Below are 12,819 nucleotides of genomic sequence, written 5' to 3' on the forward strand. Positions count from 1 at the left end.
GATTAACGAAAGAGAAATTGATCTTTGAAAACTGAACAACGAGTGAGTGGTTTTCACGAAAGTGAGAACAAAACAAATGAGAAATCATTTGGATTGAGAATGAATAATTCTCGTCAGTATGTTTCAAAATGAGCATAATCGCTCTTTTCATGATTGGCTCCAAATCACTGCAAAGCTGATTTGAAATCAATCTCTATTGGAGAGTTTGATCCTGGCTCAGGACGAACGCTGGCGGCGTGCCTAATACATGCAAGTCGAGCGGAGATTTCAGGAGTGCTTGCACTTCTGAGATTTCAGCGGCGGACGGGTGAGTAACACGTAGGTAACCTGCCTGTAAGACTGGGATAACTATCGGAAACGGTAGCTAATACCGGATAACTTATTTCTTCACATGAAGAGATACTGAAAGGCGGAGTAATCTGCCACTTATAGATGGACCTGCGGCGCATTAGCTAGTTGGTGAGGTAATGGCTCACCAAGGCGACGATGCGTAGCCGACCTGAGAGGGTGAACGGCCACACTGGGACTGAGACACGGCCCAGACTCCTACGGGAGGCAGCAGTAGGGAATCTTCCGCAATGGACGAAAGTCTGACGGAGCAACGCCGCGTGAGTGATGAAGGTTTTCGGATCGTAAAGCTCTGTTGCCAGGGAAGAACACTTGGGAGAGTAACTGCTCTCAAGGTGACGGTACCTGAGAAGAAAGCCCCGGCTAACTACGTGCCAGCAGCCGCGGTAATACGTAGGGGGCAAGCGTTGTCCGGAATTATTGGGCGTAAAGCGCGCGCAGGCGGTCATTTAAGTTTGGTGTTTAATTCCAGGGCTCAACCCTGGGTCGCACTGAAAACTGGGTGACTTGAGTACAGAAGAGGAGAGTGGAATTCCACGTGTAGCGGTGAAATGCGTAGATATGTGGAGGAACACCAGTGGCGAAGGCGACTCTCTGGGCTGTAACTGACGCTGAGGCGCGAAAGCGTGGGTAGCAAACAGGATTAGATACCCTGGTAGTCCACGCCGTAAACGATGAGTGCTAGGTGTTAGGGGTTTCGATACCCTTGGTGCCGAAGTTAACACATTAAGCACTCCGCCTGGGGAGTACGGTCGCAAGACTGAAACTCAAAGGAATTGACGGGGACCCGCACAAGCAGTGGAGTATGTGGTTTAATTCGAAGCAACGCGAAGAACCTTACCAGGTCTTGACATCCCTCTGAATCTACTAGAGATAGTAGCGGCCTTCGGGACAGAGGAGACAGGTGGTGCATGGTTGTCGTCAGCTCGTGTCGTGAGATGTTGGGTTAAGTCCCGCAACGAGCGCAACCCTTATATTTAGTTGCCAGCACATTATGGTGGGCACTCTAGATAGACTGCCGGTGACAAACCGGAGGAAGGTGGGGATGACGTCAAATCATCATGCCCCTTATGACCTGGGCTACACACGTACTACAATGGCCGGTACAACGGGCTGCGAAATCGCGAGATGGAGCCAATCCCAACAAAGCCGGTCTCAGTTCGGATTGCAGGCTGCAACCCGCCTGCATGAAGTCGGAATTGCTAGTAATCGCGGATCAGCATGCCGCGGTGAATACGTTCCCGGGTCTTGTACACACCGCCCGTCACACCACGAGAGTTTACAACACCCGAAGTCGGTGGGGTAACCCGCAAGGGAGCCAGCCGCCGAAGGTGGGGTAGATGATTGGGGTGAAGTCGTAACAAGGTAGCCGTATCGGAAGGTGCGGCTGGATCACCTCCTTTCTATGGAGAATCGTTTCCTGTAACGGAAACATTCGAACACGGTGGCTACGGTCACCGTAAGGCTTTACATTGTAAAGTCGCACACTCACTCGTTGTCAGTTTTGAAAGAGCAATCTTTCAAATACGTTCTACCGCTAATAAAGGGTGTGAACTTTGATCCTTGAAAACTAGATAACGAACGAATTTGTAAGTTAGAATGAACATTCTTTTTATCTACGTTTTGTTAACTTGTTAACGAAACAAAGTGTAAAAGTAGCTAGCGAGTATTCAGTTTACTGAATACGGACTAAAAATGTACGTGCGAGTGTATTGAGGCTGGGGATCCTTTGGGAGCTTGTTTCAACCGTTTACGGGGGAAATAAGCGGACAACAGAGCACCAGAGTCAAAACAGGAGCAACGTGGTTAAGCTACTAAGAGCACACGGAGGATGCCTAGGCACTAGGAGTCGATGAAGGACGTGGCGAACAACGAAACTGCCTCGGGGAGCTGTAAGCAAGCTTTGATCCGGGGGTGTCCGAATGGGGAAACCCGGCTGTGTTAATACGCAGTCACTCTTACCTGAATACATAGGGTAGGTAGAGACAGACCAGGGGAACTGAAACATCTAAGTACCCTGAGGAAGAGAAAACAATAGTGATTCCGTCAGTAGCGGCGAGCGAACGCGGATTAGCCCAAACCAAGGAGCTTGCTCCTTGGGGTTGTGGGACGTCTCACACGGAGTTACAAAGGAATATATTAAGCGAAGAGGTCTGGAAAGGCCCGGCATAGAAGGTAAAAGCCCTGTAGCTGAAAGTATATTCTCTCCGAGACGTATCCCGAGTAGTGCGGGGCACGTGAAACCCCGTATGAATCCAGCAGGACCATCTGCTAAGGCTAAATACTCCCTAGTGACCGATAGTGAAACAGTACCGTGAGGGAAAGGTGAAAAGCACCCCGGAAGGGGAGTGAAATAGAACCTGAAACCGTGTGCTTACAAAAAGTCAGAGCCCGTTCTATGGGTGATGGCGTGCCTTTTGTAGAATGAACCGGCGAGTTACGTTCCCGTGCAAGGTTAAGCTGAGAAGGCGGAGCCGCAGCGAAAGCGAGTCTGAATAGGGCGAATTTGAGTACGTGGACGTAGACCCGAAACCGAGTGATCTACCCCTGTCCAGGGTGAAGGTGCGGTAACACGCACTGGAGGCCCGAACCCACGCATGTTGAAAAATGCGGGGATGAGGTGGGGGTAGCGGAGAAATTCCAATCGAACTCGGAGATAGCTGGTTCTCCCCGAAATAGCTTTAGGGCTAGCCTCGGAATGAAGAGTCGTGGAGGTAGAGCACTGATTGGGTGCGGGGCCCGCAAGGGTTACCAAGCTCAGTCAAACTCCGAATGCCATGTACTTATATCCGGGAGTCAGACAGTGAGTGCTAAGATCCATTGTCGAAAGGGAAACAGCCCAGACCATCAGCTAAGGTCCCCAAGTGTGTGTTGAGTGGAAAAGGATGTGGAGTTGCACAGACAACCAGGATGTTGGCTTAGAAGCAGCCATCATTGAAAGAGTGCGTAATAGCTCACTGGTCGAGTGACTCTGCGCCGAAAATGTAACGGGGCTAAACACACCACCGAAGCTATGGCTTGATACATTAGTATCAGGGGTAGGGGAGCGTTGTATAGAGGTTGAAGGTGTACCGTGAGGAGCGCTGGACACTATACAAGTGAGAATGCCGGTATAAGTAACGAAAAGATCAGTGAGAATCTGATCCGCCGAAAGCCCAAGGTTTCCTGAGGAAGGCTCGTCCTCTCAGGGTAAGTCGGGACCTAACGCGAGGCCGAAAGGCGTAGTGGATGGACAACAGGTTGAAATTCCTGTACCACCGTAATCCGTTATGAGTAATGGGGTGACGCAGTAGGGTAGTGACGCGGACTGATGGAATAGTCCGTCTAAGCAGTGAGGCTTGTGTGTAGGCAAATCCGCACACTATAAGGCTGGGCTGTGATGGGGAGCGAAAATTATAGTAGCGAAGGTCATGATCTCACACTGCCAAGAAAAGCCTCTAACCAGGAGAAGGTGCCCGTACCGCAAACCGACACAGGTAGGCGAGAAGAGTATTCTAAGGCGCGCGGAAGAACTCTCGTTAAGGAACTCGGCAAAATGACCCCGTAACTTCGGGAGAAGGGGTGCCCCGGTAGTGTGAATAGCACGAGGGGGCCGCAGTGAAAAGGCCCAAGCGACTGTTTAGCAAAAACACAGGTCTGTGCGAAGCCGTAAGGCGAAGTATACGGGCTGACGCCTGCCCGGTGCTGGAAGGTTAAGGGGAGTGGTTAGGGGTAACCCGAAGCTATGAACCGAAGCCCCAGTAAACGGCGGCCGTAACTATAACGGTCCTAAGGTAGCGAAATTCCTTGTCAGGTAAATTCTGACCCGCACGAATGGCGTAACGATTTGGGCGCTGTCTCAACGAGAGATCCGGTGAAATTTTAATACCTGTGAAGATGCAGGTTACCCGCGACAAGACGGAAAGACCCCATGGAGCTTTACTGCAGCTTGATATTGGATTTGGGTACGATCTGTACAGGATAGGTGGGAGCCTGAGAAATAGGAGCGCAAGCTTCTATGGAGGCATCGTTGGGATACCACCCTGATCGTATCTAGGTTCTAACCTAGGACCGTAAACCGGTTCGGGGACAGTGTCTGGTGGGCAGTTTGACTGGGGCGGTCGCCTCCTAAAGAGTAACGGAGGCGCCCCAAGGTTCCCTCAGAATGGTTGGAAATCATTCGAAGAGTGCAAAGGCAGAAGGGAGCTTGACTGCGAGACCTACAAGTCGAGCAGGGACGAAAGTCGGGCTTAGTGATCCGGTGGTACCGCATGGAAGGGCCATCGCTCAACGGATAAAAGCTACCCTGGGGATAACAGGCTTATCTCCCCCAAGAGTCCACATCGACGGGGAGGTTTGGCACCTCGATGTCGGCTCATCGCATCCTGGGGCTGAAGTAGGTCCCAAGGGTTGGGCTGTTCGCCCATTAAAGCGGTACGCGAGCTGGGTTCAGAACGTCGTGAGACAGTTCGGTCCCTATCTGTCGTGGGCGCAGGAAATTTGAGAGGAGCTGTCCTTAGTACGAGAGGACCGGGATGGACGCACCTCTGGTGTACCAGTTGTTCCGCCAGGAGCATAGCTGGGTAGCTACGTGCGGACGGGATAAGCGCTGAAAGCATCTAAGCGTGAAGCCCCCCTCAAGATGAGATTTCCCAATTAGTAAGACCCCTTGAAGACTACGAGGTAGATAGGTTGGAGGTGGAAGCGCAGCAATGTGCGGAGCTGACCAATACTAATCGGTCGAGGGCTTATCCTAACAAATGTTTAAACGGTAGAAGTGTATACTTCATACTTTCTAACACAAATTCGTTCGTATCTAGTTTTCAGGTGATCAAACATCTGAAACATTAGTATTCCCTGATAGCTCAGTTGGTAGAGCACTCGACTGTTAATCGAGTTGTCACAGGTTCGAGTCCTGTTCGGGGAGCCATTATGGAGAGGTGTCCGAGCTGGCCGAAGGAGCACGATTGGAAATCGTGTAGGCGCCAAAAGCGTCTCGAGGGTTCGAATCCCTCTCTCTCCGCCATATTTTAATTAGGCCCGTTGGTCAAGTGGTTAAGACACCTCCCTTTCACGGAGGTATCAGGGGTTCGAGTCCCCTACGGGTCACCATATTTATAATATATTTAAGTAGGGCTTGATTTAACTTAGATATATCTGTTATGATAGTTATTGTCTTTCTTATGGAGGCTTAGCTCAGCTGGGAGAGCATCTGCCTTACAAGCAGAGGGTCGGGGGTTCGATCCCCTCAGCCTCCACCATAGTAACTTTTTAAGATGACGCGGGGTGGAGCAGCCCGGTAGCTCGTCGGGCTCATAACCCGAAGGCCGCAGGTTCAAATCCTGCCCCCGCAACCAATTATATCTAAATGGAACCGTGGTGTAGTTGGTCTAACATGCCTGCCTGTCACGCAGGAGATCGCGGGTTCGAATCCCGTCGGTTCCGCCATTATTACCTGAATTTGGCTCGGTAGCTCAGTCGGTAGAGCAAAGGACTGAAAATCCTTGTGTCGGCGGTTCGATTCCGTTCCGAGCCACCATTTTTATTGTTTGAATATGTATTATAGGTGCGCCGTTGTAGCTCAACTGGTAGAGCAACTGACTTGTAATCAGTAGGTTGGGGGTTCAAGTCCTCTCGACGGCACCATCATGGAGGATTAGTGAAGTGGCTAAACACGGCAGACTGTAAATCTGCTCTCTACGAGTTCGGTGGTTCGAATCCATCATCCTCCACCATTTCTTTTTATAGGGGCATAGTTTAAGGGTAGAACAACGGTCTCCAAAACCGTTGGTGTGGGTTCAATTCCTGCTGCCCCTGCCAAAAGAAACATTTAAATTATTGTATGGCGGTCGTGGCGAAGTGGTTAACGCACCGGATTGTGGTTCCGGCATTCGTGGGTTCGAGACCCATCGGTCGCCCCATATTCAATCTAATCATTCGTATTATTGTTCTACAGTATCAAATTATTAACATGGCGATCGTGGCGAAGTGGTTAACGCACCGGATTGTGGTTCCGGCATTCGTGGGTTCGAGACCCATCGGTCGCCCATTTAACTAAATTATTATTGTTGGGGATTAGCCAAGCGGTAAGGCAACGGACTTTGACTCCGTCACGCATAGGTTCAAATCCTATATCCCCAGCCATTATATTGCGGACGTGGCTCAGCGGTAGAGCATCGCCTTGCCAAGGCGAGGGTCGCGGGTTCGATTCCCGTCGTCCGCTCCATTTTTTATTTTGGCGCCATAGCCAAGTGGTAAGGCACAGCTCTGCAAAAGCTTTATCCCCAGTTCAAATCTGGGTGGCGCCTCCATTATTTTCGCGGGAGTGGCGGAATCGGCAGACGCACAGGACTTAAAATCCTGCGATAGGTTACTATCATACCAGTTCAAGTCTGGTCTTCCGCACCATTTTGATTAATTACATTTGCGCCCTTAGCTCAGCTGGATAGAGCGTTTGACTACGAATCAAAAGGCCAGGAGTTCGAATCTCTTAGGGCGCACCATTTTTATTAGTCTTCAATAAGCCGATGTGGTGGAATTGGCAGACACGCCGCACTCAAAATGCGGTGCCGCAGGGCTTGCCGGTTCGAGTCCGGCCATCGGTATACAGTGAAAAAGGGTTTATAAGATTGCTTCTATGAAGAAATCTTATAAACCCTTTTTTTGTTTCTCCTTAAGAAAGTATTGGATTATATATCCGATGCTTTCTTTTTACGTTCTCCGACTTCAGTTTAGGACTAGCCCCGCCTTAGGTCTAGGATAAAGAACCGTCTACGGTCTGTTTTGAAAAGGTTGAAGTTGACCTACAATAAGTACATAAGGAAAAGAGATGAAAGGCGGTGACAATGGATGGATTTAAAAAGACGTAATGGTTTAGCGGCTGTACTTATTATTATTGGAGCATTAATGCTTTTAGGAGTATTCGGACCATTGCTAGGAAGGTTGTTAGGATTAGTATTCCCCATCATTTTGATTGCACTTGGTTATTATGGTGTTCGTAGTGGGAAAGTACTAATAGGCTGGATTATACTAGCGATTGGTATTCTGTCACTGATTGCTAAGTTATCCTGGTTAATCGGACCCATTCTAGGTATTGTTGTGCTGGTATTTGGAATATCACTTCTCAGAAATAAGAGAAGAACTTACTAATGATTAAATGAGTAGTGTAGATGGCTTAAGGAGGGAGTTAAAGGATATGAGTGTTTTTCGCCGAATGAGGGATATAACAGTAGCAACATTGAATGAACGTTTGGAGCAAAGTCAGGACCCCGTTAAGTTGATTGATCAGTTCCTCATGGCTACGCGGGATGATATTACAGAAGTTGAGAAGTTATTTCAACAGGTTGCCTCGCATACGAAGCAATTGAAGCAGCAAGTAGATCAAGCAACTACGATGAGGGATAAGCGTGAGGATCAAGCACTCATGGCCCTAAGAGCAGGAGAAGATGATCTAGCTAAGCTGGCACTTCAAGAGAAAATTATTTATGAAGAAAAGATTGAACAATATGGAGAGCTGTTCGAAGATAGTAGAATATCACTTCGCGAACTAGAAAACCAGATGAATGATCTTAAGTTGGAATACCAATCCGTATATAGTAAACGTCAGTATTATACTGCACGAATGGAAAATTTACGGATACAACAGCGAATGAATCAACGTATGGGTGAATTTGGAGGAAAAGACGTTCCGAAGATGTTTAATCGATTAGAAGATAATCTAACGGATTGGGAATTAGAAGCACGAAGTTTACGTGAACTGCGTCAGGCTGGTCAACAATTTCTTGATCAAGCAAGCGTATCTGTATCTACCATTCTGGAACAAGAAATGGCTAAGTTGAAGCAGAAGCTGAAAAATAGCGGAAAGGAGTAACTTCATGAGTAAATTATATCGTTCATCACGAAATAAAATGGTCACAGGTCTATGTGGTGGACTATCCGATGTGTTGGGTATTGATGCTACATTACTGAGAATCCTTGTACTGATCGGTATTTTCTTTAGTGCAGGTACGATACTATTCATATACTTTATCGCATCATTAGTCATTCCGAAGGAATATGTTCCCCCATTTAATCAGTTTGGGAACGGAAACCCAGGTCATGGAAATCATGGATATGGTGCAGGTGGACACAATAATGGTGGGCCTTACAACAATAACGGTGGCAGTTACAACAATAATGGTTCTGGTTCGGAATATAAGAACTCCAATCCAGGTGGATTTTCCTCTCATGCTTCCGATTTGGATGACATGATGAAAGATATCGAGAAGAAGGCATTGAAAAAAGAAGTGGAAGAATTAAAAATAAAATTATCTAAGTACGAGAAGGGAGAAGTGTAACACATGGGAGTATTCAAAAGAATTAAAGATATGACAAAGGCGTCGGTAAATGAGGTATTGGATAAGGTAGAAGATCCGATTGTGATGTTGAACCAGTATTTGCGCGATATGGAGGCAGAAATTCACGAGGCTGAGGTTACCGTAGCTAAACAAATGGCGAATGAACGTCGTATGAAGCAACGTGTAGAAGAAGCTGTGAAGATGGGTGGGCAACGTGAAGCACAAGCGGAACTAGCTCTGCGGAATGGACAGGAGGAAGTTGCACGTAAGTTGCTGGAGGAAAAAATTTATTTTGACCAAAAGCATTCAGAATATGAAGGGCTACATCTTCAATCCGAGAGCCAAGCGAAGGAATTAGTACAACAGCTGCATGAAATGAAAGATGAATTTTACAAGATGCGCAATAAACGTAATGAATTAGTATCACGTGCACAAATGGCTAAGGCTAAGAAGCAAATGTCTCAGGTGAGTAGTCTTCACACCATCGAAAGTGGAAGTGCATCACTTGGATTCCATCGCATGGAAGAGAAGATTATGCAACTAGAAGCTGAAGCTGATGTGATGCAGGTACCTTACCGTTCAGTACACTCAGAATTCACAAGTTCAATAGATGCTGAGAAAAAGCTAAAGGTTGAAGAACAATTAAAGGCTTTAAAAGGAAAGTTAAATGGATCTGCGGTAACAAAGGATGAAAGTAAATAATAAGTATTCATCATAAAGAATATTATGATATGCTAAGTAGGGCGAAGCCATACAGTGTGTAATTCCGCACTGCTATGGCTTTTCTAACTCCACAACTTATAAAATTTACTAATAGAAGGAGGGCAACCATATGGGCAAAAGGAACCGCATCATCGCTATTGGACTAATAGGCATTGGTTTAATGATGCTATTTGGCAAATGGATGAGCTTCTTAACCATCGTAGCCCTTTTGTTACTACTATTAGGGGTATACAGAATTCATAATGGTGATATAAAAAAAGGATATATTTTTCTAGGGATCGGTGCGGGCCTGATTCTTCTAGATCACTTGATACTCATCGTTGCGATTTGTTTAATCTCTTTAGGATTATTCTATGGTAAGTCAAAGAAAATACAAACGAAAGAGAACTTTTTACAAAAAACGAGTTTTATGTCTAACTTTGATTTGGATCAATCACCATGGGTCATGAGAAGTATGAGTGTATGGCATGTGCTCGGTGAGAGCGATTTGGATATATCCCTCGCAATGCCGGAAGAAAAAGAAACAGTGATCATGTTTCAGGGTGTAATGGGTGACATTGATCTGGATATACCTGATTATTATGGAGTAGAGATTGAGGCATTTGTTGTATTCGGATCGATTAATTTTGATGGGAAAAAGGATAGCGGCATGATGAATCGATTCTCATGGAAATCAACGAACTATATAGATAGTGATTATAAAGTGAAATTTATTGTGTCCTATATCGTTGGAGATTTAGATATACGATTAACCTAAGGATAGGAGCGGTTCCTCTAGTGAAACCCAGAAAGCCTGTCAACATGTTGTCGAGAAGCATGGGAGAAGGAGCCCTTATTTCTTTTGTCCTGCTTCTCAGTATTATTTATTTGCTGTATACATATGGATATTTGGCTCCTTTTGATACTTGGAGAATAGGAATTAAGACCGTTGCTACGCTAATTCTAGTTCCTATTGGACTGGGTGTGATAAGTGGGTTTTATCAAAGTTATCGTACGAAGCGTAAATTGGATATCTTACGTATAACATTACTCTCCTGGGAAAAGGGGAGTGTGGCTCGCTCTATGCCTGCGCTGGGAAAAGATGAAGTAGGGCGTCTGGGCGAGCAACTTGGACGCATCAGTAAGAAGTGGGAGGACCAGGTAACGACACTTCAGCGGCTCTCTACACATAATGCAGAGCTAGCAGAACAGGCAAGGGTATCTGCTATCATGGAGGAGCGACAACGATTAGCACGTGAATTGCATGATGCAGTATCACAACAGCTGTTTGCTATCTCAATGACGGCAACAGCTGTTGCGAGAACATTAGATAAAGATTTCGACAAAGCGAAGCGGCAGGTGTCCTTAATCGAGGAAATGGCTGCTGTTGCTCAATCGGAAATGCGGGCGTTATTACTTCATCTACGTCCTGTATACTTGGAAGGGAAGCCTCTAGAACAAGGTTTAATAGAGCTTGTTAATGAATTTAAGGTTAAGGTTCCCATGGAGATTGTATTTGAAATGGATAAGGGTATTCATTTAATGAAGGGTATTGAGAATCATTTGTTTCGAATTATTCAAGAAGCGTTGTCCAATGCGCTTCGTCATTCAAAAGCGAATAAGATGGAGATTCGTATTCATCTGAGACAGGACACAGTTCGACTTGTGATTCGTGATGATGGAGTCGGCTTTGAATTGGATGATAAAAAACAGACATCATATGGTCTGTCTAATATGGAGGAGCGCGTAATGGAGATTGGTGGCTCGATTCAATTTATTACGGCGTTAAATAAAGGGACTCGAATTGAAATTACAATTCCGATTGTACATGAAGAGATGGGGGAGGAGACACATGGAGAACGAGACGCAGATTAAAGTGTTATTAGTGGACGATCATGAGATGGTGCGGATAGGTCTTGCCGCTGTATTAGGCACTGAAGAGGGAATAGAAGTGGTAGGAGAAGCAGGTAGCGGAGAAGAAGGAATTAGACTGGCTAGAGAGTATAATCCTGATGTGGTACTGATGGATCTCGTCATGGAAGGTATGGACGGCATCGAGACGACTCGCGAAATAATGAGACTTTATCCAGAATGTAAAGTGATTGTATTAACGAGTTACTTAGATGATGAGAAGATGTACCCGGTAATTGAGGCTGGAGCATTTAGTTATTTACTTAAGACATCACGGGCAAATGAGATCGCAGAAGCGATCCGTGCGGCGGCACGAGGTCAGTCAGTTCTAGAATCCCAAGTAGCATCCAAAATGATGAATCGGCTGCGCCACCCTCTGAGTGAAGCTGCTCATAAAGAATTAACAGAGCGTGAGATGGATGTACTGCGCTTGATGGCAAAGGGTAAGTCGAATCAAGAAATTGCAGATGATCTCATTATAGGAATCAAAACGGTGAAATTCCATGTTACGAATATTCTGGCTAAGTTAAGTGTTGACGATCGAACACAGGCTGCGATTTACGCCTATAAGAATGGACTAGCAGAGTAGAATATGTACAACATATTAATAATTGAGAACCCGTGAAGCCTATTAGAATAAGGTTCACGGGTTTTTATTAATCCATTAGGTATAAAAGAATAGTAATGGGGTCATTCTATTTAGTAGATTCATAGATTTCGAGTCGAAAGGTAGGGGTTCTTATTGTATATTAAACGAGAAATTATAAAAGTCTTATTGTTGGTATTTAGTATAGGTGTCATCCTCATAGGATTAGGGTTAAATACATCCGAAGCTCAGGAGAGCAATAAAGGGGACAAAAGACTAGAGAGTTTGATTGAATGGGGAAAAGAGTTGGTAGATACTCCACTTAAAGTCGTCGTAAAATGGCAAGGAGAATGGAGTAATGAAGGAAAGAAAAGCACATTAGAAGTAGCTCAGCAGTTAGCAATCAATATGGAATTATCGCTCCCACAAGTCGTATCCAATACAGATCATGTAACCTATAGATCAATCACCTCGGTGAACGGTATTACCGTCATTTTTCATTGGCAAGTTCTTTCTGAAGAGAAGAGCTATATGATAGTGACATTAGAGTCACATGAAGCTTCACAACAATCATCGCTATTACATTTACAAAATAGAATTCAAACACAGATCAATCTGATGAATATGAAAGCTGAATGGAATGCTTCTGTACAGGGCAATGTTATAGAAGGGCAATCTATTGCTAACACGATGGCGGACGTAGAAACAAAACTACAATCTCATTTGGAATTTAGTCAGGTCGAAAGTTATCAAGATGAAATGACGCTAAGTCATTCTTATCGAGCTCCGATGCTTAACTTTAATCTAGTCAGTGGAGATCACTATATGGATTTACAGACTGCAGTCCACCATGATGAAATATTAGGTGAGAATCGTATTACGATAGGATTTCCTATCATCACAGTTGAGTTTTGAATGAATAATATACATGAGGAAAATTAACCTGAGTAATTTTGT

The 12,819-nt window shown here is 45.6% G+C and carries 8 protein-coding genes, 18 tRNA genes and 2 rRNA genes; all 28 read left to right on the plus strand.

What is annotated here, in order from left to right; all coding sequences use genetic code 11:
- Positions 1 to 193 precede the first annotated feature (193 nt).
- The 28 genes from ACP8HI_RS00005 (at position 194) to ACP8HI_RS00140 (ending at position 12,777) form a co-directional block, all read left to right on the plus strand.
- Positions 194 to 1,751: ribosomal RNA gene (locus tag ACP8HI_RS00005) — 16S ribosomal RNA — on the plus strand.
- A 401-nt stretch (positions 1,752 to 2,152) separates the two neighbouring features.
- A 23S ribosomal RNA gene (locus tag ACP8HI_RS00010) occupies positions 2,153 to 5,083 on the plus strand.
- Together the 16S and 23S rRNA genes with 18 tRNA genes alongside form the textbook arrangement of a ribosomal RNA operon.
- 98 nt (positions 5,084 to 5,181) lie before the next feature.
- Positions 5,182 to 5,257: transfer RNA gene (locus tag ACP8HI_RS00015), tRNA-Asn, on the plus strand.
- A 4-nt stretch (positions 5,258 to 5,261) separates the two neighbouring features.
- Positions 5,262 to 5,353, plus strand: a tRNA-Ser gene (locus ACP8HI_RS00020).
- Between the two features lie 11 nt (positions 5,354 to 5,364).
- Positions 5,365 to 5,439: transfer RNA gene (locus ACP8HI_RS00025), tRNA-Glu, on the plus strand.
- Positions 5,440 to 5,512: 73 nt separating this feature from the next.
- Positions 5,513 to 5,588 (plus strand) — tRNA-Val (locus ACP8HI_RS00030).
- A gap of 19 nt (positions 5,589 to 5,607) precedes the next feature.
- Positions 5,608 to 5,684: transfer RNA gene (locus tag ACP8HI_RS00035), tRNA-Met, on the plus strand.
- Between the two features lie 13 nt (positions 5,685 to 5,697).
- Positions 5,698 to 5,775 (plus strand) — tRNA-Asp (locus tag ACP8HI_RS00040).
- A gap of 15 nt (positions 5,776 to 5,790) precedes the next feature.
- Positions 5,791 to 5,866, plus strand: a tRNA-Phe gene (locus tag ACP8HI_RS00045).
- A 31-nt stretch (positions 5,867 to 5,897) separates the two neighbouring features.
- A tRNA-Thr gene (locus ACP8HI_RS00050) sits at positions 5,898 to 5,973 on the plus strand.
- A 4-nt stretch (positions 5,974 to 5,977) separates the two neighbouring features.
- Positions 5,978 to 6,062, plus strand: a tRNA-Tyr gene (locus tag ACP8HI_RS00055).
- Positions 6,063 to 6,073: 11 nt separating this feature from the next.
- Positions 6,074 to 6,147: transfer RNA gene (locus ACP8HI_RS00060), tRNA-Trp, on the plus strand.
- A gap of 25 nt (positions 6,148 to 6,172) precedes the next feature.
- Positions 6,173 to 6,248, plus strand: a tRNA-His gene (locus ACP8HI_RS00065).
- A 53-nt stretch (positions 6,249 to 6,301) separates the two neighbouring features.
- A tRNA-His gene (locus tag ACP8HI_RS00070) sits at positions 6,302 to 6,374 on the plus strand.
- A gap of 22 nt (positions 6,375 to 6,396) precedes the next feature.
- A tRNA-Gln gene (locus ACP8HI_RS00075) sits at positions 6,397 to 6,471 on the plus strand.
- Between the two features lie 7 nt (positions 6,472 to 6,478).
- Positions 6,479 to 6,553 (plus strand) — tRNA-Gly (locus ACP8HI_RS00080).
- Between the two features lie 11 nt (positions 6,554 to 6,564).
- A tRNA-Cys gene (locus tag ACP8HI_RS00085) sits at positions 6,565 to 6,638 on the plus strand.
- An 8-nt stretch (positions 6,639 to 6,646) separates the two neighbouring features.
- A tRNA-Leu gene (locus tag ACP8HI_RS00090) sits at positions 6,647 to 6,735 on the plus strand.
- A gap of 18 nt (positions 6,736 to 6,753) precedes the next feature.
- Positions 6,754 to 6,830, plus strand: a tRNA-Arg gene (locus ACP8HI_RS00095).
- Positions 6,831 to 6,850: 20 nt separating this feature from the next.
- A tRNA-Leu gene (locus ACP8HI_RS00100) sits at positions 6,851 to 6,932 on the plus strand.
- A 244-nt stretch (positions 6,933 to 7,176) separates the two neighbouring features.
- Positions 7,177 to 7,476 carry a LiaF transmembrane domain-containing protein gene (locus ACP8HI_RS00105; protein ID WP_438349139.1) on the plus strand — a complete coding sequence of 100 codons (300 nt, stop codon included), beginning with the start codon at positions 7,177 to 7,179 and terminating at the stop codon, positions 7,474 to 7,476.
- Positions 7,477 to 7,522: 46 nt separating this feature from the next.
- A complete protein-coding gene (locus ACP8HI_RS00110; RefSeq protein ID WP_438349140.1) occupies positions 7,523 to 8,197 on the plus strand; it encodes a PspA/IM30 family protein in 675 nt (224 codons plus the stop codon).
- Between the two features lie 4 nt (positions 8,198 to 8,201).
- Positions 8,202 to 8,663: a PspC domain-containing protein gene (locus ACP8HI_RS00115; RefSeq protein WP_438349141.1), complete on the plus strand. Its 462-nt coding sequence runs from the start codon at positions 8,202 to 8,204 to the stop codon at positions 8,661 to 8,663.
- Positions 8,664 to 8,666: 3 nt separating this feature from the next.
- Positions 8,667 to 9,365, plus strand: a complete 699-nt coding sequence (locus tag ACP8HI_RS00120; RefSeq protein ID WP_438349142.1) for a PspA/IM30 family protein — start codon at positions 8,667 to 8,669, stop codon at positions 9,363 to 9,365.
- 130 nt (positions 9,366 to 9,495) lie between these two features.
- Positions 9,496 to 10,143, plus strand: coding sequence for a cell wall-active antibiotics response protein LiaF (liaF, locus tag ACP8HI_RS00125; RefSeq protein ID WP_438349143.1), 648 nt, complete (start codon positions 9,496 to 9,498; stop codon positions 10,141 to 10,143).
- Positions 10,144 to 10,163: 20 nt separating this feature from the next.
- Positions 10,164 to 11,240 (plus strand): histidine kinase, encoded by a 1,077-nt coding sequence (locus ACP8HI_RS00130; RefSeq protein WP_438349144.1) that lies wholly within the window; start codon positions 10,164 to 10,166, stop codon positions 11,238 to 11,240.
- On the plus strand, positions 11,218 to 11,865 hold the full coding sequence (locus tag ACP8HI_RS00135) for a response regulator (protein WP_438349145.1): 648 nt from the start codon (positions 11,218 to 11,220) through the stop codon (positions 11,863 to 11,865). The genes ACP8HI_RS00130 and ACP8HI_RS00135 overlap by 23 nt, the downstream gene beginning before the upstream one ends.
- A 153-nt stretch (positions 11,866 to 12,018) precedes the next feature.
- Entirely contained in the window at positions 12,019 to 12,777 is a 759-nt protein-coding gene (locus ACP8HI_RS00140) for a YwmB family TATA-box binding protein (protein WP_438349146.1), read from the plus strand.
- Positions 12,778 to 12,819 lie beyond the last annotated feature (42 nt).

Source organism: Paenibacillus sp. FA6, assembly GCF_051550225.1.
In the GTDB taxonomy this organism is placed as follows: domain Bacteria; phylum Bacillota; class Bacilli; order Paenibacillales; family Paenibacillaceae; genus Paenibacillus_AQ.

Coding starts and splice junctions, on each gene's coding strand:
- ACP8HI_RS00110 (WP_438349140.1), top strand. CDS start 7,523: ATGAGTGTTTTTCGCCGAATGAGGGATATAACAGTAGCAACATTGAAT.
- liaF (WP_438349143.1), top strand. CDS start 9,496: ATGGGCAAAAGGAACCGCATCATCGCTATTGGACTAATAGGCATTGGT.
- ACP8HI_RS00135 (WP_438349145.1), top strand. CDS start 11,218: ATGGAGAACGAGACGCAGATTAAAGTGTTATTAGTGGACGATCATGAG.
- ACP8HI_RS00115 (WP_438349141.1), top strand. CDS start 8,202: ATGAGTAAATTATATCGTTCATCACGAAATAAAATGGTCACAGGTCTA.
- ACP8HI_RS00105 (WP_438349139.1), top strand. CDS start 7,177: ATGGATTTAAAAAGACGTAATGGTTTAGCGGCTGTACTTATTATTATT.
- ACP8HI_RS00120 (WP_438349142.1), top strand. CDS start 8,667: ATGGGAGTATTCAAAAGAATTAAAGATATGACAAAGGCGTCGGTAAAT.